The organism is Rhodohalobacter sp. SW132 (assembly GCF_003390325.1).
Taxonomy (GTDB): domain Bacteria; phylum Bacteroidota; class Rhodothermia; order Balneolales; family Balneolaceae; genus SW132.
The window spans coordinates 41,228-66,597 of sequence record NZ_QUOK01000005.1 but is presented as its reverse complement, the minus strand read 5'-3'; the positions used below and the strand labels follow the sequence as shown (position 1 = coordinate 66,597).

Sequence of the window (25,370 nt, the reverse complement as noted above, 5' to 3'; positions counted from 1 at the left end):
GCAGTTACAATTTTTTTACCAATTCCGTCACTAACCGGGCAAAATCTTCTTTTCGGGTTTCGGCTGCTATTTTTACCTCGGAGTGATCGAGTTTTCCTTTCACCACGCCGGCGGCCATGTTGGTAACCATAGAGATAGCCGCAGCTTTCAGATTCAGCCGAGACGCCTCGATCAGTTCCGGTGCAGTACTCATGCCCACCACGTCGGCGCCGAGCACTCTGAAGGCGCGTATTTCGGCTTTCGTTTCGTAATTCGGTCCGTTTGCAAAGAGATATGTGCCCCTCTGGAGGTCAAGCCCGATAGATGCCCCGATTTTTCGTACATCGTCGGCGATTTTATACAGATTGTATTTGAATCGGGGAGAAGATGTTGAGGCGACAGAATAAAACGGCCTGAACACATCATCAATCACCATCAAATCGCCTACTTTAAACCGCGTATTGATTGCTCCGGCGGCATTTGAAATAATCAGTTTTTCAACATCAAACGCTTTTGCGAGGTGAACCGGCAGTACGGTGCGCTCAAACGGATGCCCTTCGTAATGGTGAAATCTGCCCGAAAACGCGAGAATCGGTTTGTCGGCCACTTCACCAAAAATCAACTCACCGGAGTGTCCCTGTACAGACGTTTCGGGAAAGCCGGGAATAGAATTGTAGGGAATAGCCGTATAATTTTTGATTGATGATGAAAACCCGCCCAGGCCGGATCCGAGAATTACAGCCGCTTCCGGAGATTCTGAAACTCCATTTTGGAGCAGGTACTGTTTGATCGGTTCGATAGTAGCGGGATAGCTCATTCAGTCTGATTTTCAATGTTATACCCTTTGTTTTCGCTGTAATCAGTCAGTTTGAAAACGGGATGGTCCGTCTCATGATAGGCCAGGATAGCGTGGTTTTTCTTGTAGGCAAGTTCCTGAATTCTCTTACGCTGTTCCATGCTTTGCTTCGGATCAAAATCATACTTGGCCGCGTAGGTACGGTTTACAGCTCCCCGGGTGCCGATCACATCGCCGGCCATCACAAATTTGGAATCTCCGTTTTCATAAAACAGTGCGTTGTGATATTCGGTATGTCCGCCAATTCGTTCAACCCGGACATTGGGAATCGGCTCTTCAACATCACTTTCAAAAAAATGAAGGTCGGCATGGCTGTCGACAAAGTAGAAAAAATCGCGCTTACTGTCGTCCTGTTCATCTATGATAGATCGCAGTTTTTCCCATTCCGCTTTTGAAACCCAAATAGCTGCGTCGGGGAATGTAAGTTCCCAGTATCCATTTTTTTGATTGGCGATTCCCGCGATATGATCAAAATGGAGATGACTTAAAAAGATATCGGTAATTTCGTAATCCTGAACAGAATGGTTGTCCAGGTTTTCGAGAATGGTGTCGATGGTAGTATCGTTGCCAAGCAAATCACCAATTCCTGCATCAAACAGAATATTCCGGTCGTTATCCTGGATCAGAAACGGGTTGATTGAAAGTTTAAGGGCTCCTTTTTTGGGAGGGTCGTTTCGGTCAATTCGGTTAAATTCTTTATCGAGGCCAACAGAAAAGGTGCCTTCGTAGAGGGGTGTTACGGTAGCCATAATTTTTTTGAATCTCTTCAGATACGATTATTTATCTCTTTTTACTTTCATATTTATCGTATGCATCAATGATATCACGCACGAGTTTATGGCGAACGACATCATCCTGATTAAGGTAAGCAAAGGCTATTCCGTCGATGTTTTTCAGGATTTTCTGTATGGTGATTAATCCGGATTCCTGTTTTCGGGGAAGGTCGGTTTGTGTGATATCACCGGTAATGATCGCGCGGCTGTTGAAGCCAATTCGTGTTAAAAACATCTTCATTTGTGTGTTTGTGGCATTCTGCGCCTCATCAAGTATCACAAATGCGTTGTTGAGTGTGCGGCCGCGCATGTAGGCAAGCGGTGCAATTTCGATGATGTTTTTTTGCAGCTGAAATTCAAGCTTATCAAATTCAATCATCTCTTCCAGTGCATCATAGAGCGGACGCAGGTACGGATCGATTTTTTCTTTGAGATCTCCCGGCAGGAACCCAAGGTTTTCACCGGCTTCCACGGCGGGTCTCGCCAGGATAATTCGTTTCACTTTGCGCTGTTTGAGAGCACGAACTGCAAGTGCTACCGATGTGTAGGTTTTCCCGGTACCGGCCGGACCGATCGCAAACAGGATGTCATTATTTTCAGATTGCCGGATGATATTAAGCTGTCCTTCAGTTTTTGCGGCAACAGATTCCCCTGTATGGGTGTGAAGAATGATATCTCCGGTATCTTGCTTAAATGGAGTTTTTTCCGGCCTGGATTTTCCCTCTACTTTGTTTGCCAGTGCAAGAAGGGTAGATACATCGCTCTTTGTAATCTCGCCACCGCGGCGTACCATCGAGATCATATCATCCAGGATATCAGAGAGAGTTTCCACCTCGCCACCGGGGCCCTTCAGTTTGATTTTGCTTCCCCTGGCGGTAAGAGTAGTATTGGGAAATGCTTGTTCAAGCTGCGACAAATTTCTGTCGTCAAATCCTAAAACAACAACAGGATCTGCATCTTCGATGAGTACCGTTTTTTCTGTAATATGTTCTTTGGTTTCGATATGTATTATTAATTTTTTGAATGATAGGAAAACAATCCTATAAAATAGTCAGAATTCAGCTTTATTTAAACCAAATCAGCGCGGCCCGCATTCATTTTAGATCTCAGGCCCTGAATTGCCTCTGAAATGCTCTCTTGTTTAAAAACACTGCTGCCGGCAACGAGCACATCTGCCCCTTTTCTAACCAGCTGGGTGCAGTTCTCCCGGTTTACGCCACCATCAACCTGAATCAGAAATTCCATTTGTGTTTGTTTTCTGATCTCATTGAGTTTATAAATTTTCTTCAGACTAGATTCGATGAACGACTGACCTCCAAAACCCGGATTAACGCTCATCACGAGCACAAGGTCTACATCTTCAAAAATCGGGTAGAGCGTATCTACCGGAGTTGCCGGGTTGATGACCACACCGCTTAAACATCCCTGGTTTTTAATATGCTGAATGGTGCGGTGCAGGTGCGGACAGGTCTCCTGGTGTACGGATATAAGGTTGGCCCCCGCATCAGCGAAGGGTTCAACAAATGCATCGGGGTTTTCAATCATCAAATGCACATCCAGAAAAGTTTCCGGCGCTGCACGGCGGATCGCTTCCACCACAAACGGTCCGTAACTTATGTTGGGTACAAATTTCCCATCCATGATGTCGCAGTGCAGCCACCTAATTTCTGAGTCCAGGCAGGCTTGAATTTCGTCACCCAGTTTGGTGAAGTCAGCTGCCAGAAGCGAAGGGGCAAGAATGGGAGAGTCAAATGTCATATCGGTATCTGGCTATTCGTTATCATCAATTCGTGTGGTATCTGGGGGTGCCTGGATGGTGGTGTCGGTATCTACAGCACCGGTTTCGGCTTCCTCCCGGGCATCAAACCGTTCGGCAACAACAAGTGTGAGTGTTTCGCCTTCGGTTAGTTCCTGAGCTTCAGGGGATACTGAAAGTACGGTATTCGGTTCTTCACGGCTCGATTCAAACCGGATTTCGCCAACCCGTAACCCGGCCTGCCGAATATTTTGCTGCGCTTGTGATAAGCTCAAACCGGTAATCTCGGGAACGGTTACAATGCGGTCACCCAGTCCGTCGCTCACCACAAGATTAATCACTGCGCCCCGGTTTACTGTATCGCCGGGAGTAAGCGACTGCCTCATTATCGTATTCCTAAATCGGGAAGATTCGTAGCTTGTTGTTCCCATCGTGAAACCATAGTTCTCGATTTGGATTCGTGCATTTCTGAGCGACAAATCAACAAGATCAGGAACCACAGCCGTGGGCCGGACCTCGGTGTTCACAGTAAGATACACTTTGCGGTTCGGTTTAACCAACTGACGGGGAGAAGGAGATTGATCGATAATATAATTTGCAGGATATGCTGCATTGGCTCTTCGGTCGAGTACTTCGTGACGCAATCCATACTCTTCGAGTAATTGTTCAGCTTCTAACAAAGATATTTTTGTGATATCTGGGACCGTAACCCCTTCATTATAATTTGTATAGTTCGGCATGATCACAAAATTCAGTAATAGTGCTGCTACTGCCGCAAATGCAATCAAACCGCCTGTAAAAATATACAGGTATTTGTTTGTAAATATTCTTTTTAGCAAGTCCATATGATTAACTGCGGATTTTCGGGAGTCATTAAAAGTTATAGGTGAGCTGAATATAGCTCGCGGGAGACATACTTGTAGCTGCCTGCAGCCGGTTTTGTTTCAGCTGAAAGGTAAAGAAACTATCGAAAGCGGAAATAACATGGTTTGCGATCAATAGCATTTTGAAGTTTTTGGATGTTCTGAAATCTTCATTGAACTGTTCTGCCAGCGAAATTCCTTCTGAAAAAAGAGGGCTCGCTTTATCTCCATCACGCGAAATGCGGTACGGATTTGAATTATTGGCACTGTGATACCCGTAATAATCTGCCCACCCTGCCTGGTATTGGTAATATTTTGATATCAGCTCGTAATACTGCTGGGATCCATATCCGGGTAAGATATGGGAAAAATTACTTGTTCGATTCGCATCAGGCGTAATAAACGGGGTGTTTCGCTCCACATCCCTGAGAATGTCGATATCAATTTGCTGCCAGTCAACGGAGGTATCAAACGCTGGATCGATACCCTCTACCATGTTTCTTAGCTGTGCAAGGTTGGCATTATTAATGCCGTTTTCATCGTGATATTCCACAAGCCACTGTGCATACTGAGTAACACTCCAGTTTTGATCGGCAAAATTTTCGTATCGCTGTTCACCACGGTTTCCGCGATTATGGTACTCCACAATCATATAGATTGATGCGATCTCAATAGCTGCGAACAGTCCGCCGCGAATCCAGTTGTTGTTAATCATCTGGCCGCTGCCGGGCAGAATTGCCGATGAGAGTAAACCAAGAGCAGGGGTTTCGGTAAATCTTCTCTGAAGAGAATTATCGAATGTTTCATCGGAATAACTTCGGGAGAGTACCGGAGAAATAAAGTCAGAGATATGAACTGTTTCTGATTCAGCATCTGCCTGCAATACGGATTCGCTGAGATTGCTTTTCAGCGGCTGACCGGCCAGCAGCAGTGGGAGTAAGCTGAGTATGACAAACGAAACTACAAGTTTCATAAAAGGTCGAAATCAAATGTTAATCCAAAGTAAAACAGGAATTCCCGTCCGTAAGATACCTTGTTATCGCCCGATCCGGTAATAAAATCATCAGAAAAGGTAACGTCAAAACGGTTCAGACCATACGTTCCGTTTACAAAAAATTTCATCGGGAAAAGATAATAGCTGTTGAACGACATTCTCAGCTCTGCTCCGATCCCGGATTTGAGCTGATTTCCGATATCCAGAGAGCTGCCCCATCCATTTCCGGTTTCGGCAAACAGGTGTGCAAAAACTTTATCAATCGTGTAGGCTCCAACCTGTTTGTTGATCGACTGGAAAATTGGTGTGAGGTATGATGCGCGCATGAATGCGGTTCGCTGCCCGCCAATTGAGAAAAACGGGTAGGATCTCAATCCGGTGAGTCCGCCCAGGTAATCAAGGTAAAAAAGATCTTCGGGATTATTCAGGTACGCAAATCCGCGGGTTGTAATCATACCAGCATCGTCGCCGCCAAGCCGGAATCCCCAGCGGTGACGGAGTTCAAGAGAGTGGTTTCGGTCTGATTTGTAGACCGGAGAAAGTATGCCGTCATTAACTTCAAATTCATCGAGCAGCCGGCTGGGTTCATACTGGTACCGCAGACTGCTACGGATACCAATCGGCGTTATATCCATATTACGGGATGGTTCTATCAATTCCGCTATATAGGATGCCGAAAATCTGTGTCCGCGAAAATATTGCGATGTACTTCCGGGAATAAATTGCTGAAGTTCATCAGATAGGAATCCTTCGGTTGAAACACTGTAAGGAGAGTATGCAGCGCCGAATTCCAGAAGGCTCCATCGGTTCAGTTTACTTCGCAAAAACAGGTTTGCTTCCCAAACGGAATACCGGATGTCTATATTTTTGGTTTCGGGCAGGCAGGATGTGCAGGGAAATTCCTCGATGGACAGCCCGTCACGAACGTTTCTTTTCAGGTTGTACAGCTCAAGACTTACGGTAGGGGACCAGCTTCTTTCGATAAACGGAATTCCGCGGTGTTCGATAATCAGGAATATATCGCGATCCAGGTCGTTGATCCGGCTTGGTGAGAAAAAGTCCCCGATTCCACTTGCAGGCGTTGAGCCAAAACCGATCAGTCCGCCGCCGAAAATGCTCAGCTTTTCCGTTACATCCCGCGAAGATAAATAGGCGCCGACTTTCATATCCCGCCACAGATTTTCTCCCAATGAACCGAAATGTCCGGCGGTAAGCAGCCGCGAGTTACTGCCATTTATTTTGGAGTAGTTATCAAACCGAACCACTGGAAATACGTTCAGACTGGTGATGGTTTCACTATACGGACTCCAGGTTCGCCGGTCGGATTCAAATTCAGTCTCAATTTCAAATTCAATCGGCTCATCTTCATACATACCGGTATCAAATGGCAGATCTCCGATAATGCTGTCATCGATTTCATTCATTTGCTGAATCCGATTCAGTCCGGCCGCGCGATCGTACTCACTAAAAATATTGTGGCCGTGCGGATGCGTTATGGCTACCGGCTCGTAAGAATCTTTGAGACCGGTTTTAGATATTTTGTAACCGTCGTTGATGTAGTGGGAATAGTAGAGTGTATCATTCTGAACGATTGGCATAAATGCACCACCGGTAGTTGTAGTCAACTGTTCCGTTTGATTTTCGGAGAGATGTTTGCGGTAGATATTAAAAATGCCATCGATATCGGATGAGAAATAGAGATACTGACCGTTCGGATCCACCCAGGGATCACGATAATCAATCAGTGTGCTTTCAAAAATGGTTTCGGTTTGCCCGGTTTCAGTATCAATACTAAACAAGTTTCTGTTTCCATTGCGGGCACTAGCCATATAAACAGTTTCACCGCTGGGATGCCATACCGGGGTGTTAATGGTTTCGCCTGCAGTGAACTGCGTGAGAGAGGTGATATCATGCGTATCCAAATCGATCATCACGAGATTCTGTGTGCCGTCGTGCTGTTTCACGGCTACAGCCCGGTTCTGGCTTGGATGCCATGCCGGTTCCTGAATCCGCTGACTGTCGGTGATCTGTTCGTAATCTTCATCCGCAAAGGTGTAAATGTATAGATCCTGATATGTTTCTCCATAACGGTTTTTTTCTGCTTTGCTGTAGAGAATTTTATCGCTGCCGGGAGAGAAGGAGAAACGGTTGCTGATGAAATCGAGCGCGAGATTTGCACCCATTCCATGCGACATTTGGTACAGCTGATCGGAGTCGAGCTGCTGTTCACCACCTACTTCATCAATTGTTACCACAGCTGTGTCTGTACGAACCACCAGCGCAGTTGCTGCAAAATCACGCCCAAGGTTGGAGAGATAAGCAAAAGCCGCGGAGTCGGGACTAAATTGAGGATAGAAATTGAAAAAGCCAATCGATACAACATGTTCAAAATCGGTTGGCTCGATATGCTCGGTTTGACGGGCGTAGAACTCTTTACGGTCTTCAATCCAGTCTGCAAATAGCGCTGTACCGGAATGACCGGTAGCTGCTTCTATAACTTTTGAAAAATCGTTTTTTCCGCTCTCAGCTGCCGCCCGAGATATATCAGCCACGACCTCTTCACCAAAACGATCCACAAGATAGATAACGAATGCAAAGCCCTGGTTGTAGTTGGTTTCGCGCTCAATACTCGTTTTAGAGGAGAATATTCCCATCTCATTAAAATCGAGATAGGTGTCGTTCATGATGCGTGACCGCAGAAGCATATCGCGGTGGGAATCCCAGTAGTCGTAGGTTAATCCCGATCGCTGATATTGCGCGGTACCTTCAGCAAACCACGCCGGTATACCAACGGTAGCAAACGGCATGGTTACAATTCCGTTGGGGAATCCGTAGAGTACATCCGGGCGGCGCACGCCTTCGTACGAGAGCCACTGAAAATAGATGGCCGGAATCGTACGAGACCGTTTCATGGAGGCCTGAAGCTGAACAATATGCGTGAATTCGTGAGTAATTACATTGCGCAGCCAGTTGTGTGTACCGCGAAGGGGAGTATCGAGGGCAGGGACCCAGATTTCGATTTTGTCATCAAAGAAAAATGCAGCTCCGTTCGAATAATCTTCCCTGTCGCGCAACACAATGCTGACTTTGCGGCGCGGTTCCAGGCCGTAGAGCGATGTGATCGGTTCGTACACTTCCTCGGCAATTTTTGATGTCACCTGTGCAGTTCGTTCACTCCCTTCCTGGTAATGGACCTCAAAATGATCGCTCTCGATAGTAAACCACGGGAGATGATTTTGGGGATAATCCAGGAATTGCGGACTGATTTGAGCCTGAACAGAACCGGCAAATGCCAGCAGGAGAATAAACCAAACCAATCGGTATGTATGCTTTAGGTAGGTCACTTATTTGGCAATTGCAATTTTAACAAGTTTACGTTCAGTCTGTCCGTTTACGGTAGCTGTCACAACAGCAAGATACCCGCCGCTTCCCCATCCTGAGGTGTCAATCATAATCTCTTCCGGCCCTGATCCGCGGCTTTGTACCGTTCGCTCGTAAATCAAACGTCCGCTTGTGGTGGCAATTTTAATCTGCACATCACCGGGGGATTCTGTCTGGAATCGCAAATAGGTTTCATTTCGGGCGGGATTCGGCCAGTTGTAGGTTTCTTCGTTATTTAAAATTCCAAAATCGGGTGTGGCAATTGTTTCGGTCAGCAGCCGGCCAGTGAGTTTGTTACTTCCGGTGTTACCATATTTTGAACCCCATAAGGTGGTGCTCAAATTTGGAAATCGCCAGACCCGGAGATCTCCATCCGGGCTGATGGCCGAGAGATATTGATCTCCAATTGCCGGGTGAACCGGATCATCATCCTGCGTTGAAACTCCTCCCACCAGGAGAGGAAACTCATTGACCTGGCTGCCATTTGAGCGATATCCGTATACATTCAGCGATTGTTGATCCTGACCGGATATGATAATTTCAAACTCTCCATCTCCATCCAGGTCAGCAATCAAAGGAGTTCCGGTAAACCTTACTCCACCGGGTGAGTCGATAGGGAAACCAGAAAGCATGGCGCCATTTTGGTTTTTTGCGATAAGCTGGTTTTCAGCCCGATCTATAAATATGAAATCTATGGTTCCGGATCTGTCGATATCGGCAAGTGCGGGCCAGTCCATATTTTCAGATGAGTGAATTGTTCTTCGCTCCAGTTCACCCGATGTGTTCCGGAACAGGTACAGATCATTCTCAAGGATCAGAAATGTATCAAAATCTCCATTCTGCTGTTCTGCCAAGCCGATATGTTTTCGGAGGAACGGTTCATCGGGAACACTAATTTGCGTAGTGCTTGTTTCGGCCGGGGTGATGAACGTAATCTCACCGCTATTCGAAATGAATGATTCAAATCCATTGATCTGCTCTGAACGGTGTCCGGCTGTGGGATAATACTCCTCATCGATGGTTTGGTTACTGATTCTTGCCCGGGCCGTAGTTCCATCAAATTGAATAAAATCAGAAAGCGGAGAACTTATCAAGCCGCTATTGGCCGCTGTTTCAAAATTCCAGAATTCAGTAAAACCGGTTGCACTCCGTTCAAATATTGTGGTGGTAATTTGCTGATCTGACGGGCCAGGATTTGATCCAATCGTGAGTGTCTCGGTGTCGCTGTTGTATAAAGGCTGCTGGTAGGAGTTTTGCCCGGAAGGTGTTATCGGAATGATGTCCCCCTGGTGATCTCTGTATAAAACCTGGTCCGACCCCGGAAGGATCAATTCCGATTGCTGACCCGTTGCGATGATAGAGAGGGGATAGCGGCTCCAATACGGATTATCGCCGGGCGTGGAAAAATTGATAGTTGGAGTGATCTGTGTGGATTCCACAACTTCGTAAAGATCCCCACCCGTACTAAAAGGCTGAATCTGAAAGGTTGCTGTTGGCAGGTTTTCGGAGAATTCGATGAGTTCGAAAGCTGATTTTGCCCCTGAATTGCTGTTGTTATTGGGCGTGGTGTCAGGGCCAAAGCGATTATCATATAGCGTGATGGTACCGGTTTGGGTAATGACCGACGCATCATTTCCGCTCCACCAGAAATCGAATGCCGACCCGTTTACCTCATTCTGGAAAAACCCGATTGCAGTGGGGCGTCCGATATCCTGTGCGCCGTCTGCTTCAACGAGATGTACACCTCGCCGGGTTGGATCGTCATTGATTCCTCTGCGAAGGGATAACTGGCGATCAATAATTCCCTCATCGATATGCCAGATTAAGATACCACCGTTCAGCATCCGGCTGTCGTCTTCATCGGTTTCATCTAAAAGTTCAGCAGGTCCTCCGGGAAGAGCAAAATCGTAGTTGGAGACATCCACAACCACTCCGGGCTCAAGGAGTTCTACAAAATCAGACTGTTGAAATACAAAAGCGGTGTCAGCATTGGTGAAGGTTTGTGATTCACGCGTGCCGTCAGGCCTCTGTATCGTCAGTGTTGTACCGGTTTGATCGGCTTCACGGTGCCGGTTTTCGATAAGAAAATATTCGCTTGCCGAGATTGAGACTTTGGCAATACTGTTTGGCTGGCGTAATGATGCAGCCGCAAGTGAAATGGGGTCTGGGTGATTATAATCAATCTCAAATGGAGTTTCCCATCCCATATAGACCTTTTCCCAGGCGGAGAGTTCGGGCGGAAAAAGTCCGTTATAAGCAAAAATTCCAGCGCCATCCATCAGACCAAACCTGCCGATACCCGATTCACCGGTTTCTGTATTGAACAGGTCCGGCAACCCGATGTGGCTTCCAATCTGTGCAGTAACCATACCATTGATGGATAGCTGCAGAATTACTTCAGATCCTGTCACATCCTCCCCGGCTCTTGTAAGTGTTCGTGGGAGAATCAGTGTGTTATCTACAATTAAATTTCCGTTGTCAATCGGGAAACCGCTGAAGGATGGATCATCAAACAGCCTCTGAAAGGCGTTTTTGCTGATATACACGGATGGAATATCCTGTGGAGTTTTTTCAAGGATGGTGCCTGTCAGTTCCACATCACGGCCAACTCCGGCGTGAAAAACGACAAACGCTATACGGTCTCCGCTGTTCAGGTTCAGGTCTAAAGAACCCAGATTCTCAACATCGGTCCATACATCTCTTGCAAGCTCTGCCAGTGGTTCGGATGATGGGTCGACACCAATCGGAGAGTACTCTTTCATCTCATGCGGCAGCCTGAAAACCTGGTCGAGGACATGGTACTCAATTTCAAGAGCACCGGAAGACATTTTAGAGTAGTAGTTTTTGGCAAATTCCAGGTGTGCTTCAAAATAGGGCTTGTTGTGCGGAAGCGGGTCGATGGTAATTTCATCACTATTCAGGTAGGAGATGCTGTTCGGACCAAAAGTTCCATCACCGGATGTGAACCGGTTTGTGTCGGGCTGGAATTCAGTCATCACGGCAACAATGTGCAGTGTTCCGTCAGAGATCACAGAGGAGGCTTGTGCAGCATTCTGCGCCGGAATCGAATACGATCGGTCAAGCGTTTGAGAATAGATTGTTGTACCCGCAAAAAAAAAGAAAATGAACAGTACCGTGGATATTCTGGTACTGTTCATCCAGTTGATAAATACCATAGATGGCCGCCGGGGGAGTTGAAGCTTAGTTGAAAGTTAGCAGTAAACTTAAGCGGATTGTATTTGCAAGCGGGTGATCTTCTTCGAGAGTGTAAATGTAGCTGAAGTCAACTCCAACGATATTGTATCGAAGTCCGGCACCGAAGGTCATAAAACGGCGGTTTCCATTCTCTTCGTGTTCGTGGTAATATCCGCCCCGAAGCGCAAACTGGTTATTGTACCAGTATTCAAATCCGCTTCCAAACATAAGTTGATCAACCAGGCTGAGGGTAACGGTTTCACTTCCGTTGAATCTATCAAAAGAACCCCATGAATTGAAAATTGCTTCAAGTGAGCCCATCGCTTCATAGGTATCGCCGCCTTCACCGTCACCGCTGATGCGTTCGTTGCGGGCCATAATCTTGGATACATCATTGGCAATGGTAAGGGTGTTATATCCGCGGGAGTCCAGTTCTGTGGTGAATGCCCAGCCGGCTCTTAATACAGTAGGAAGCGGATCTTTCTGGGCGTTATCGGTATACTGGATACTCGGTCCGATATTAGAAAGGTTCATGCCGAAGTTTACATTGGCACTTCTTGAACCGATGGAGAAAGGATCCGTTTTGTAGAGTGCAGCGAGATCAACTCCCACACTTGCACCGGGATTTACTTTTTGACCGGCCACGGTTCCATCCGCAAGAGAACTATAGATAAAGCGGAATCCGGTACCGAGAGCTAAATTTCTTGAAAGTTCAAATCCGTAAGAGAGACCACCGGCAATTTCAAAACTGTTAAATCGGCCAAGTTCAACATTGTCTTCACTGGTCCGGATTTGCTGTCCAAGATTCAGAAAGGTAATATGCCCGCCAATCGTGCCAATTCCTTCAACATAGTAGGTGCCAACGAGGTAGTCATAAAAAAGGTCGGCATTGAAGGCAGGAAGCCAGTTCGCATGTGTAATGCTGATTTGGTTTTTGTCCTGAAAAGCAAGACCTGCTGGATTCCAGAACATTGCAGATGCATTATCGGCTATGGCAACTCCGGTATTTCCCATTCCGGCACCCCGGGAATCGGGCTCAATTTGCAGAAAGGGAACAGCAGTAATTCCAACCTGTGCGTTGGTCACTGAAAATGCTCCGGTGAGTAGAAATACGGCTAAGAAAGGTAAAACTAATTTTCTCATATAATAGGATGTTTAATTTTGGTAAATATAACGCAAATAAACCTTTTTTAATGTATGGTTATCTGATTATGACAAGTTTTTCGATTTTTTCCTCGGTTTGCTTTCCTTCTGGGGTATCTGCTCCAACCCTAAGCACATAAATATAAGTACCGTTAGCCAGGCGATCATAATCGCGGTCAAGACCATTCCATTCAATGTTAGCATATGAATTCGATGTTATTTGTGATTCTTGCAGGTGCATAACCGGGAGTCCGCTGAGTGTATAGATTCGGATATCTATATCCAGCAGATTACCGGGTTGATTGTGTTCAAATACGAAGCGCGTGTTCCGACTCATTGGATTGGGATAGTTATACACATTTCGGATTTCAAGCTGATCGCTGTCGGCCACCTCAAAATGGATAGTGGCCTCTTCCGGATTATTATATACATCCCACGCCCGTACATTTAGCGTGTAACTCCCCGCCGATAATTCATCGAGGGGATACTCGATACGTCCTTTTCGAAAATCATCCAGATCACTCTGGTAGAATTCGTTTAACACGATGGTTTTTCTTGGGTTTGTATCGATTGTAGCTATGATCTCATGTCCAACTCCTGTTCCTGTTGTATTTATGCCAGATTCATCTTCAAGATCCACAATGAGCATTGATGAACTGCCCACAAGATTACCGTTTACAAAATTCGGGTCGTTCAGATAAACGTCAATCGTCGGCCCCTCTGTATCCTGCCCCTCTGCATCTTCATTCACACCGTTGAAAACGATATTATCGGCAGATCCGGCACCATCCATACCGTTTGATGAAGTGTAGGCTAATATTCTGCCACGATCCTCGGAAAATGTGATATCGCGGGGTACAATAAATTCTGATTGAAAAGTACCGTTGCGCACAGATGCTCGGCCGTTGAACAGGATGTCGTTTTCTACTGTATATTGGCAATTGGGCTGAAAACATCGCCCTTCCTGAACCCAGTATTTATCTGGCAGGTTAACAACTCTTTCTGAGTCGAAAACCGTAATTGTGGTTTCTCCATTAAAATCAGGCAGCGGATTGCCCTGCCGGTCCGTCATCATTCCCTCGATGGTCATTTTGTCGAGAGCTCTGATCTGTAAAACTGAATCCGGTGATGCCTGAAGGTTTGTTCCGTTGATTGAGGTAATTTGTGTTTTCGCTTCCGGCAGGCCGATTCTCATCGCTGGATCACCGAGCAGAATAAATTTTCTGCCGTTTAAACTGCTTGCCTGGTTCGTGTTTTTTGTTCTCCGGTAGATATCTCCAAGCCGCTGCGGCCTGCCATCCTGATCTCTTTCAAGCATCTGCCGGGTAAGCTGAATATTCAGCCCGTAATTATTGCTGCCGGGGGTCGGGCTGGTAAATACAACCCGTGTGGTAGTAAATGACGCTACTGTTCCGCCCTGGCTCCAAAGCATCGTCTGTTCTGCACCCGAATTTGAATCGGTATCATCATAGCGGCCGTACTGACAGGTGGCGGTAACAAATATGGAGAGACGGTCTCTGTTGTTTAGCCTGGGGATCATCTCCTCGGTAAATAACCGCTCGTCGGCAAGCACGAACTGGTTTCCATGACCTGAGTAATTGATGACCAGTGATCCCTCGTTAAAAGCGCTGATAAAATCCTGGGTTGCTCCGGGCACCCGGCGCCCGGCAGCGGATGTTTCAACAGGGTAGGAAAGCATGTGAATTTTGTTCACCCGTGTTGCCGTTGATGTTTTATCGATTTCGCGTGCCGTTCCGTCAGCATTCAGCAAGTGCATATCGCGATTTGTTTCTACTTCAGGGAAGTCGTCATCAGATACAAAGGTAAAATTTGTACGCCAGTCGCCGGATGTTTCTCCGCTTTCATATTCACGCGTTTTATCCATCACAACACGTGCTTCCCCGATGGTATTGACCGGAAAACGACCAATCCCAATGTCAATCCGCTCGGAGGTATTTGATGGCAGCCATTCACCTTCATTGTCTCCCATCAGTCCAAAATAGTCATCACTCCCGTAGCTGTTAATTCGGTTCAGTGACTCCTCGCTCTGGAAGGTGAACACATGGTTTGTGATGGGACCTTCCACAATATTTCGAAAATCGTAAGTGGCATCTCCGAACAAAAGAAGATGTTGCAGCGGCTCTGTACCGGCGTTTAAAGCACGGTCGTACAGAAATTTTATATAGTCGCGAATTGCGGTTACATCAGGTGTTCCGCCCGAGAATTCGTTAAAAATCTGATTTTGTGTGACGACCACGGTTTCAAAATTATCGCGGTCGCGCCGATAGTCGGCCCATTCATTGGCGAGATCGAGAAAGAATTCGGAAGTAACAATCACGTAATCGGGGTGAGACTGAATACCTCTCAGGTTTTGGTTGATAATTCTCGTGCCCGGTTCCGGAGTGTGAAATCGGTTCTGGGCAATAAAACGGTTCTGATCCTGGTGCTGATAGGAGAAACTGTACTGAGAACCTGACCCGGTTACACGAAGGAGCCGGGGATTAACCGGATCGGAAATTTCCATCACAACCGGTGTTCCGGTAAAGCCTTGCATCTGGTAGGTACCGGCCTGGTTCGAAACGGCAGCGGGCGAAAAGATTTCAAGAATGTCATCATCTGCCCGGAGTTCTCTATCGTATGTAAGCCGGATCCAGTCGATGAATCCCTGGCTGTTCTGGGCCGATGCGTTGATCTGTGCAACTAATTCAACATTTTCAGAGCCCTGGGTTGTTGTGGTTGTATTAAAACTTCTGAGATATCCGGATTGCCCTTCTTCTGACTGGTAGTTCGAAATTCGCGGAACGTTTGATGAAGTTCCGATGGACGATCCGTTATAGAAAAACCCGAGGGACATACTTTGCGTGCTTCTTCCCACAAATTGAATTTCTACGCTCATGTCTCGCCCGGGGATGAGGCCGGGAATAGTTTCATCAAAAATTGTGCGCTGTTGCTGACCAGAACTGTTTGCAAGAGTGATGCCGTACCAGTTTAACCCTGATCGAATTCTCGGTTCTGATTTTACGAGGTCTTCTTCAAACCATTTGAAATCACGAAATTCAGTAATGGTTGTACCTGTTCCTGCAGGAGTTTCTTCTGTTAACCGAAGAGAAGTTTCGTTGTTTGATACATGAAGATAGACGTGATGCTGCTCGCTGTACCGGTGCAGCTGATGGGAGTAGGTGTTTGAATTACTGTTTCGGGAAACGATGTGAGGCGAATCGGCATAGAAAAGCAGTTCATTTCCCTGGGAAAACGAATTGCCATCCGCCTCAACAATGATAGGTACCTGTTGCAGCTGGGGCCTCTCCGCTGAATTCAGGCGGGGAAGCTCTCCGCCGGGCACACCCCAAATCTGCAGCTGCCCGGGGTTGAGCTGCGATGGATTTATCCCTAACTCTACCAGGTACTCATAATCGATACGGTGTATACCCCCGTTATGGATGGGGATTTTATACCACTCGCCATCTGCAAGGGGAGAAGATTCTGACTGAACGGCTCGTGCTGCCTGGGTTGAAAATTGCCTGCCGCGATCGGATTTGTAAACTCTGAATCGGGCTTCCTTCACAACAACCAGCTCACGGGGATTGGATGCTGAAAAACGAACCGGGTGAAAGATCAGGTTTGCAACTTCTATGCCACGGCTGATACCCGGATTCACAATATTGAAAAGAGGGGTGTTGCTGTCGCTTAAGGCGTAGGCTTCAATTACGGATGATGCATCCCTTTGCAGCGTATGGGTAACTGTCTGCTGTTGGGTGACAGTGTAGACTGTACTTGAACTGTGTTCTACTAAAAAATCATAGGAATGGACAACCTCAAGACTGTCATTCAGGAAATGGTATTCGATAAACTGGTCAGTCTCAGCAACCACCTTCAATGTTTGTCCCTGCACATTTATAGCACAGAAGAAGAACAGAATTCCGGCTACGGTATTGATGAAAAAATTTGGCATAGCGTTACAATCGGATAAAACCTAAAAGCAGTTTACATTAGTAAGTAATGTTTGCGTAGTAGCTCTAAGAAATAGGCAGATTCTGCTTTAATGGATTGTAAATAATTGAAGAGGAGACACCAACTGGAAGTTGGTACAGGTATAGAAAAAGCTGCAGCATGATCACAAAGGGTTAATTAAAAAATGATCGTAGCTTTAGTCTATAGAGAGTGGGTTGATTTGAGTTTAATTCGTTCTAAATAATACACCCCTCAAAATTGAAAATCAACGACCGATTTACTTTTTTTTGCAAAAATGGGTTTTTCAACAGCAGGAAGCGTATTTGGGTGCCAGAGAAGGGATATTGTGATAGAAGTATTTAAAACGTATAAAAAAGATCTTCCTATTTCTTGGATTCATAGGAAGATCTGAAGAGAAGCTTTTATCAGGCAGATTCGAGAACCATAGCTGATGCTCCGCCACCGCCGTTGCAGATTGCTGATGCTCCAAGTGATACTCCTCGTTTCTTCATGGCATGCAAAAGAGTAACCAGAATCCGGGCTCCTGAGCACCCGATTGGATGACCAATACTTACAGCTCCGCCATTCACATTTACAATGGCCGGATCCAGTTCAAGTTTATGATTATTTATCAGAGAAACGACTGAAAAAGCCTCATTGATTTCAAATAAACCGATCTCATTTTTTTTAACTCCTGCGCGCTTAAGTGCTATCGGCAGTGCATCTGCGGGAGCTGTGGTAAACCATTCCGGCGCTTTGGCCGCACTGGCATGACTTCTGATCAGGGCCATCGGTTCAAGGCCAAGCTCTTTTGCTTTATCCTCACTCATCAGTAAAAGGGCTGCAGCTCCATCATTTATGCTGCTTGCATTTGCGGCAGTAACGGTTCCTTCCTTATCAAATACAGGCCGCAGTGTTGGGATTTTGTCAAAATTCACCTTACCGAGCTCTTCATCGGATGTGACTTTCGTTACATCACCTTTTCGGCCTTTCACTTTCATTTCGATTATCTCGTCATCGAACAATCCGTTATCACGCGCCTGGATTGCACGTTTGTATGAAAGCACAGCGTATTTATCCTGGTCTTCCCTGCCAATACCGCACTCCCTGGCACAAAGTTCGGCAGCGTTGCCCATGTGATAATCATTATAGACATCCCACAATCCATCTTTGATGATTCCATCTTCCGTTTGTGAATGGCCCAATTTTGCTCCAAATCGCTGCTTACTGTTGTAGTATGGAACGTTACTCATACTCTCCATGCCACCTGCTATTATGATATCAGCCTGACCGAGAGCTATTTGATCCGCCGCAATCATTACAGCTTTCATTCCCGATGCACAGACTTTATTCACTGTAGTTGCAGGTGTGATATTCGCTAATCCCGCTTTAAGGGCAGCCTGACGTGCGGGTGCCTGCCCAACTCCGGCTGTGAGAACATTCCCCATCACAACTTCCTGCACATCCTCAGGTTTAATACCTGCACTTTTGATGGTTTCCAGGATAGCAGCTGAACCAAGTTCCGGTGCTGAAAATGAGGAAAGTGATCCCCCGAATGATCCAATGGGTGTTCGTTTTGCGCTAACGACTACAACGTTTTTCATAGTTTCGGTGGATTTAACGGTTCAATGTTTGTTTTAAATCATCTATAAGATCATCCGCATCTTCTATTCCAACAGAGAGACGAATCAGCGAATCGAACAACCCGGCTTTTTCACGAACGTTTTTGGGAATAGATCCGTGTGTCATCGTTGCGGGGTGACTAATGAGTGATTCTATGCCTCCAAGACTTTCGGCGAGAGTGAATACTTTCGTACGGCTCATCAGGTTGTTAGCTGCTTCGATGGAATCGTCTTTGAGGCTGAAAGATACCATCGCACCAAAGTCACGCATCTGTTTTTTTGCAATGTTGTGTTGGGGGTGTGATGGCAGTCCGGGATAATGCACGACTTCCACCTGGGGCGAATCTTTCAAAAAATCTACAATTTGTACAGCATTCTCTACAGAGCGCTGCATCCGGACAGAAAGTGTTTTAATGCCTCTGAGCACCAGGTAGCAATCCATAGGGCCGGGAACCGCACCGGTGGTTTTAATTTGAAACCGAAGATTTTCTTCCACTTCCGGGCTGGATGTTGCTACCGCACCGCCAATAGTATCAGAGTGCCCGCCCAGGTACTTTGTAGTTGAATGCATGGCAATATCTGCACCGAGATCCAGTGGCTGCTGCAGGTATGGCGATGCAAATGTATTGTCAACGGCTGTAAGCGCACCGCATTTTTTTGCGATCTCAATAACTCCGGCGATATCCACTACACGGAGCAGCGGATTAGTAGGAGTTTCGATCCAGATTAGCTTCGTTTTTTTGCTAATCGCATCCTGAACGTTGTCCAGGTTAGTCATATCAACAAAGGAAAATGTAATACCAAACGGCTCAAACATTTTTGTAAACAAACGATATGTGCCGCCATATAGATCGTTGCTCGCCACCACATGATCACCTGGCCTGAACATCCGGATAATGGCGTCAATCGCGGCTACACCACTTGAAAAGCAGATTCCATGGTCTGCATTTTCAAGACCGGCGATCATTTTTTCAAGTGCTGTTCGGGTAGGATTGCCAACCCTGGCATAATCATATCCCTGGTTAACGTTGGGTGCTTCCTGTGCATAGGTTGATGTTTGAAAAATCGGCGGCATCACAGCCCCGGTAGTCCGCTCAGGTTCTTGTCCTGCGTGTATCGTTTTGGTATTAAATTTCATAGGTAGATTTAAAAATTGATTTGTCGCTCCAACGTTTCGGCTTCATGCTCCATTCCTAACTGGTTATATATCCGTATCAATCTCTGTGCATAGGCTACATTATCAGCATTTGATTCGAATAAGGAGCGAAGGTAGGGCAGTGCATTATGCAGATGAGCTTCCGCTTCATCGCTAACTTTCTGAGATAAGTCGGAATCCGCCTCCGCAACTGTTCCTAATTCATTCAAAAGACCGGATGCGCTGATATGAAATTCTGCAATGCGTTCATTTCTCTCTTCTGAAGTGGGAAGTGCATTATCAATATCACTGTAAATCGTTGATATATCATTGATAGCCGTGACATAGCGATCTGCATCTTCTTCAGAAATTTCCTCTGCAGCCATTTGGTTCCGGGCCTCTATTTTTAGCAGGTAAAACCGTTCGGTAGCAAGTGCCTCCCTGTATTCTGCCCGGTTTGGAAATTCTTCAGCAAGCTGTTCAAGAAGTTCAATGGATTGACCATGGCGTTCGCCAAGAATATATGCGTTGACCAGCCCCTGCCGATAAATTTCACTCTCGGGATGACTTGCAGCAAGCTGCTCATAAATTTCAATGGATTGGTCGATCATACCAGCTTCCAGGTAGAGGTAAGCAAGTTTTTCCTCGGTTTCCGGGGGACGATTGTAACCGGATTTCTCAATGGATTCAAGCGTTTCGATCGCTTTTCCAAGGTCGTTGTTTCTGAAGTGCGTTGTAGCTTTTAGATTGTAAGTTACGATACTATCGGGGATGATGGTTATCGCATTCGAAAAGTGAGCAATCACCCTGTCAATATCTGTGTTTTCTTCCTGCTGAAGCTGACGCACACCTTCACTTTGTTCATGCGACCAGGCTGATTTTAAAACACTATCAGATTTAGCGGTAAACTGATCCGTAGAAAAGCGGAGCTCATCGGCCGTGCTTCTTAAGTTTTGGTACAGCAGTTGCCTGTCAGAAGGCGAACGCTCATGGATAGCATAATCACGTAAAATCTGCGTTTTCAGCAGTGTAAGCTGGTGATTTTCCGGATCATCCGCTAATTCACGGTCCACCTTTTCTAAAGCGGCGGCGTATTTATTTTGATTGTAAAGATTTTCGGCATTTTCGCCGGTTGAAAACAGAGATGCACAAGAGAGGGTAAAAAAAATCCCGAAGACAAGCACGAAGCCTGTCATTCGGGTTGGATAATTAATCATATAAAACTCAGTTCAATGTTGTCATTACATGTCGGCGCGTTCCATCGCTTCGCGGGCTTCTTCTTCCATTCCCAGATTTGTGTAAACCTGCAGGAGTGATTCCCAGTACTCAGCAACATTTGGATCAATTTCAGCGGCTCGCTCGTAGTTGTGGCGGGCCTGTTCAAGGGATTCACGGGCCAGTTCATCCAGTTCCTGAACTCTTTGCTGATCATCAACAATGCTGTTACGCTGATCGAAATAGAGGGCGGCCTGATTTTGATAAATGATACCAAGAATATTGTAACCATCATCATCATCGGGGTTCAGGCGAACCACCTCTTCCATATTTTCGATAGCAATATCCGTAAGTTCTTGTGATTCAGCTTCGAGTTCAGCAATTTCTTCTCTCAGCTGTTCCACTTCGTTCATCGCCCGTTCACCTTCTTCACCTGAAAGCTGACGTGCCTCACGCTCTTTCTGGAAAACCTCGTCATATTTCTGGGAGATTCGGTCATTTATGGAAGTAACATTCTGATAAATCTGGGTTCCCAACACGCGGTAATACTGTGGGTTATCAGGCTCATCGGCAATCAATTCCTCAATAATAGAAATTGCTTCATCCATATTTCCCTGCTGGATGTAAATATCTGCCAGAAACTGGATAAACTGTGTGTTATCCGGATGATTTTCAACTGCTTCCTGCGTAAGGGCTTCAGCATCGTCGAAACGGCCCTGATCAATATAGAGGCTGATCAGGAATTCATAATCTTCAACTTCAGGCGTTTCCATACGCTGCATCGCCATTTCATACGTCTCAATAGATGCCGGAACATCTCCCTGGTTAAACTGGGTGGAGGCGAGGACGATATAGCTGAGAGAGCTATCCGGCTGAATGGTGATTGCATTGTTGAGGTGGCCGATTGCATATCTTTCCGGATCATCAACTGTTGCCCGGAGGCTGTCATCTGTTAGATAACCGACAGCCTCATTGTGTTCTTCTGCCCAGAACCCGGTAATAATTTCATCAATTTCTTCATATTCACTCGGGCGGCTTTCTGCTCGCTCCATCCATTCTTTTGCTGAAACAAAAGCCTGGCGTGAATCAGCGTAGCGTTCCGTTCTTTCCCAGGGAAGTTCAATATCATAAGCTTGTGATCCGTAGGCAAGTCCGCGGTAGAAATACGCCAGGCTATTGCTTGAGTCTTGTTCAAGTGCCTGGTTTGCGGTTTCAAGTACGGCATCGTAGTTGCCAAGTAGCGAGTTGGTCTCCATTTCACTTACAAGGGGATCAGTAGCTTCACATGCCCAGATAAATCCAGCCAACAAGAATGGAAATAGTATAAATTTTAGGCTCTTCATATTTTTATGAGATGTCGGTTAATATTTTTTTAGAGTTGTTCAAAAGTAAACATTAGTTCAGCATATCGCAATCAACGAAATCATCAGGAAGAAATTTAGCGGAGTTCACGATTACAGCCTTATATTAAAGTTCGGATAAAGTAAAATGTTTCAATTCTAAAAAATCTAAATGACATGAATCACACTGTAGTTCAAACAAAAAAAGCGCCGGCAGCGATCGGACCTTACAGCCAGGCTGTTATTCATAACAATATTGTGTATTGCGCCGGTCAGATTCCGCTGGATCCCGCATCGATGGATGTTGTTCCGGGTGGTGTTCAAAAACAGACGCGTCAGGTGATGGAAAACCTGAAACAGGTACTTCTGGAAGCAGGCACCAGTTTTGGTAAAGTGGTGAAATGTTCAATTTTCCTGGATGACATGGGAGATTTTAAGGAAGTAAATGAAATTTACAGCGAATATTTCGGCGAAAATCCTCCGGCCCGCGAAACAGTAGCTGTTGAAACGCTGCCTAAACACGTAAAAGTTGAAATCAGCTGCATTGCATACATTTAATGTGGATACCTGCCGGGTTTCATAATGCTGATACCGGCAGGGTCTTTACTTATGGGTGGGAGATCGTGAATAATCGCGTATTACGATTTCCGCTTCTGTCGTAGACAGTTGCCGAAATCTGATGGGTTCCTGTACCGGGCTTAAACTCAGGATGATAGTAAATCAGAATTTTTTTATCCCGGTCAAATTCAATAATACCGGGATTTCCGTTTACAGTAATCTCTGATCTTCTGTAATCAATTCCTGAATCAGTGTCAGTCACCGGCAGGTGTACCACATAGCCATCATCAACATCAAGTGAGATTTTCGGAGTTCCGATCCAGGGGGCAATCTGGTCCTGCCTGATTCTTAGTTCAGCAAACTCGTTTATAGTTGCTTTTAAAATTCCGTTTTCAATTCTTGATGGAATAAACACATACCGGTTTCGGAATTCATCGTATGAATAAAGACCCAATCCATTTAAATTTCTGTGTGATTCCGGTAGAATCATGGTTATATCCAGCGGACGGTTTACCGGCAGCCGGTTTGGAGAAAAACGAATCGCCGGGATGTCTCCTGTCGTGTTGTACGTCATGGTTACGGAAAGTGTATCATAAAGAGCATCAGCCGGGATGTCCATCCAGGCGCGGTTATTGATGCTGGGCAGCGTGCTTTTTCTGCCGGGAATTAGCGTTTTACCGGCGGATTCCGGGTTTGATCTGTCAGTGAATATATACCTTCGATCACCGTTGGCAGATGGCCCGCCGGTAACCGATTCAGTAATAAAATAGGAGGGTGCGGGTTTTGCAGAATTAGGATGCCCCTGGGAGCGTTTTCCTGCTTGCCGAAAGTTATGGTACGGGTACGCAGGTACTGAACTGATATTCAGATCAGAAATATCGTTTTCGAATTCAACATTTACGGTGGCTCTGCTTTCATTGCCATAGATGTCTTTCGCAATGATATCAATTTTATGTATTCCGGCATCAAGCGCTAAAACTCCCCGGTTCTTAATGGATTTATAGAGTGGCAGCCGGTTACCGTTCACAACGAAGAGCCGCTGATAGCCTCTTCTTGTCGCTGCAAGTATTGGGTAGGAGCGATCCAGAAACATCATTTGCGATTCTCCAAACCCAAAACGGTCCGCTTTGGAGTGAAAAAGCGTATCACCATCCGCAATCGTCATCAACTCATAAACGGCGTAAACATTCGGGGTGCGGTTTGCACGATCGTGAACATTTACAGCCAGGCCGATCGGTTCGGAGGTTTTGATGGTTCCGAAATCAGTAATTCCCGTTTGATTGCTTTGCGGCTGGACCCTTCGGTATTCTTTAAAGTGCAGAGTTTCCGGGTGGAGAACTTCCACGGCAAGCCCGTTGAAAACCGGTGGCAGATTGTCGGCTACACTCAAGTTTGTAAGAAGCGGATTGAATGGTTTAAAATCCGGCGTTCTGAGTTCAAAATGAAGATGCGGGGGGCCAACTCCTGTTGATCCGGTATACCCGATGATGTCCCCGCGATTAAACCTGAAGTTTTCACCTTCAATCACACGGTCGATTTCAAATCGATAATCTTGCAGGCGGACAGAATCAGCATAGGCGCGCAGTTCTGGTTCAAACCGATGCAGGTGGGCATAAACCGAAAATGATCCGTCATCATGCTTCAGGTAAATAACTTTTCCGTAACCGTTTGGGCTGATACCAATTCTGTGAACAATTCCATCGCGCGTAGCATACACCTCGTAGCCTTCACGACCCCATGTTCGAATATCTATACCTGAGTGAAGATGCGCAGAACGTGTCTCCCCAAATGTTGAAGAGAGATAGGGACTGGCATTGGTAGGCCAAAGGTAGGAGACCGAGTCGCTTAGAAAAGAGAGGTCCTGTGTCTGTCCGGGTATGGCGGACGAACTCCAAAAGAGCAAAACCAACAGGCAATGAAATAATTTTTGTTTACTGAACATCTACATCAATGGTTGAGAGGCCGTCGCCGATTTTTCCCGTTATGATATCGCCTCTTGTAACGGACGAAACACCTTTTGGCGTACCTGTGAAAATTAAATCACCAGGAGTGAGTATAAATTGATGTGATAAATATGAAATGATCTCCGCAGAGTTGAAGATCATCAGGTCTGTGTTGTCATTCTGGCGGTTTTCACCATTTACGGTCAGCGTTAGTTGTAAGCGGTCAATATCTGTATTGCCATCATAACCAATAAGGTTGCCCACAGGTGCAAACGTCCTGAAGCCTTTGCAAAGGCTCCATGGTTTCCCGTTTTTCTTTGCATCATTTTGAAGATCCCGTGCCGTAAAATCGATTCCCACTCCAAAAGCTTCGATACAATTCAAAGCATTGTCCGGAGAAACATTTTCTGTAGTTTTCCCAATTAAAAGCACCAGTTCAACTTCGTGGTGTACATCAGAAGATTGTTTGGGAATGACAACTTTCTCTCCGGAATGAATGATACTGCTTCGGGGCTTTAAAAAAACCACCGGATCTTTGGTCCGGCTGCTTTTCATCTCTTCAATATGTTCCGAATAATTTCTGCCGATGCAGTACACGGTGCCGTAGGAGAGATCGGGAAAGTCAGGTATTTTGTAGTTCATGGGCTCAAAATAAAAAAAGCCTCA

Annotated in this window: 17 protein-coding genes; 1 reads left to right on the top strand and 16 read right to left on the bottom strand. The window is 46.0% G+C overall.

Annotated elements, in window-relative coordinates; all coding sequences use genetic code 11:
- Positions 1 to 4: 4 nt before the first annotated feature.
- The 14 genes from DYD21_RS10940 to DYD21_RS10875 form a co-directional block, all read right to left on the bottom strand.
- On the bottom strand, positions 5 to 796 hold the full coding sequence (locus DYD21_RS10940; RefSeq protein ID WP_116036498.1) for a purine-nucleoside phosphorylase: 792 nt from the start codon (positions 794 to 796) through the stop codon (positions 5 to 7).
- Complete coding sequence (locus tag DYD21_RS10935) at positions 793 to 1,584, bottom strand: MBL fold metallo-hydrolase (protein WP_116036495.1); 792 nt, start codon at positions 1,582 to 1,584, stop codon at positions 793 to 795. Before DYD21_RS10935 ends, DYD21_RS10940 begins: the two co-directional genes overlap by 4 nt.
- Positions 1,585 to 1,615: 31 nt before the next feature.
- Positions 1,616 to 2,524 (bottom strand): PhoH family protein, encoded by a 909-nt coding sequence (locus DYD21_RS10930; protein WP_233505521.1) that lies wholly within the window; start codon positions 2,522 to 2,524, stop codon positions 1,616 to 1,618.
- Between the two features lie 152 nt (positions 2,525 to 2,676).
- A complete protein-coding gene (rpe, locus tag DYD21_RS10925) occupies positions 2,677 to 3,366 on the bottom strand; it encodes a ribulose-phosphate 3-epimerase (RefSeq protein ID WP_116036490.1) in 690 nt (229 codons plus the stop codon).
- A 12-nt stretch (positions 3,367 to 3,378) separates the two neighbouring features.
- Positions 3,379 to 4,209, bottom strand: a complete 831-nt coding sequence (locus tag DYD21_RS10920; RefSeq protein WP_116036488.1) for a PASTA domain-containing protein — start codon at positions 4,207 to 4,209, stop codon at positions 3,379 to 3,381.
- Positions 4,210 to 4,237: 28 nt separating this feature from the next.
- Entirely contained in the window at positions 4,238 to 5,200 is a 963-nt protein-coding gene (locus DYD21_RS10915; protein ID WP_116036485.1) for a hypothetical protein, read from the bottom strand.
- A complete protein-coding gene (locus DYD21_RS10910) occupies positions 5,197 to 8,565 on the bottom strand; it encodes a hypothetical protein (protein WP_233505520.1) in 3,369 nt (1,122 codons plus the stop codon). Before DYD21_RS10910 ends, DYD21_RS10915 begins: the two co-directional genes overlap by 4 nt.
- Entirely contained in the window at positions 8,566 to 11,760 is a 3,195-nt protein-coding gene (locus DYD21_RS10905) for a T9SS type A sorting domain-containing protein (protein WP_158551564.1), read from the bottom strand.
- 43 nt (positions 11,761 to 11,803) lie between these two features.
- Positions 11,804 to 12,940 (bottom strand): type IX secretion system outer membrane channel protein PorV, encoded by a 1,137-nt coding sequence (gene porV / locus DYD21_RS10900; RefSeq protein WP_116036480.1) that lies wholly within the window; start codon positions 12,938 to 12,940, stop codon positions 11,804 to 11,806.
- 58 nt (positions 12,941 to 12,998) lie between these two features.
- Positions 12,999 to 16,892: a type IX secretion system sortase PorU gene (gene porU / locus DYD21_RS10895; protein WP_116036478.1), complete on the bottom strand. Its 3,894-nt coding sequence runs from the start codon at positions 16,890 to 16,892 to the stop codon at positions 12,999 to 13,001.
- A 424-nt stretch (positions 16,893 to 17,316) separates the two neighbouring features.
- Complete coding sequence (locus tag DYD21_RS10890) at positions 17,317 to 18,495, bottom strand: acetyl-CoA C-acyltransferase (protein WP_116036475.1); 1,179 nt, start codon at positions 18,493 to 18,495, stop codon at positions 17,317 to 17,319.
- Between the two features lie 13 nt (positions 18,496 to 18,508).
- The gene (locus DYD21_RS10885; protein WP_116036473.1) at positions 18,509 to 19,651 is read right to left on the bottom strand and encodes a cystathionine gamma-synthase; all 1,143 of its coding nucleotides are present in this window, start codon (positions 19,649 to 19,651) and stop codon (positions 18,509 to 18,511) included.
- A gap of 8 nt (positions 19,652 to 19,659) precedes the next feature.
- Positions 19,660 to 20,865: a lipopolysaccharide assembly protein LapB gene (locus tag DYD21_RS10880; protein WP_116036470.1), complete on the bottom strand. Its 1,206-nt coding sequence runs from the start codon at positions 20,863 to 20,865 to the stop codon at positions 19,660 to 19,662.
- Between the two features lie 24 nt (positions 20,866 to 20,889).
- Positions 20,890 to 22,206, bottom strand: a complete 1,317-nt coding sequence (locus DYD21_RS10875; protein ID WP_116036467.1) for a lipopolysaccharide assembly protein LapB — start codon at positions 22,204 to 22,206, stop codon at positions 20,890 to 20,892.
- A 174-nt stretch (positions 22,207 to 22,380) separates the two neighbouring features.
- Between DYD21_RS10875 and DYD21_RS10870 the strand changes: the two genes are divergently transcribed.
- Positions 22,381 to 22,761, top strand: coding sequence for a RidA family protein (locus DYD21_RS10870; RefSeq protein WP_116036464.1), 381 nt, complete (start codon positions 22,381 to 22,383; stop codon positions 22,759 to 22,761).
- Positions 22,762 to 22,810: 49 nt separating this feature from the next.
- Here DYD21_RS10870 and DYD21_RS10865 read toward each other — a convergent pair whose 3' ends face one another.
- Positions 22,811 to 24,703 (bottom strand): M23 family metallopeptidase, encoded by a 1,893-nt coding sequence (locus DYD21_RS10865; RefSeq protein ID WP_116036462.1) that lies wholly within the window; start codon positions 24,701 to 24,703, stop codon positions 22,811 to 22,813.
- On the bottom strand, positions 24,693 to 25,346 hold the full coding sequence (locus DYD21_RS10860) for a fumarylacetoacetate hydrolase family protein (protein ID WP_116036459.1): 654 nt from the start codon (positions 25,344 to 25,346) through the stop codon (positions 24,693 to 24,695). The genes DYD21_RS10865 and DYD21_RS10860 overlap by 11 nt, the downstream gene beginning before the upstream one ends.
- Positions 25,347 to 25,370 lie beyond the last annotated feature (24 nt).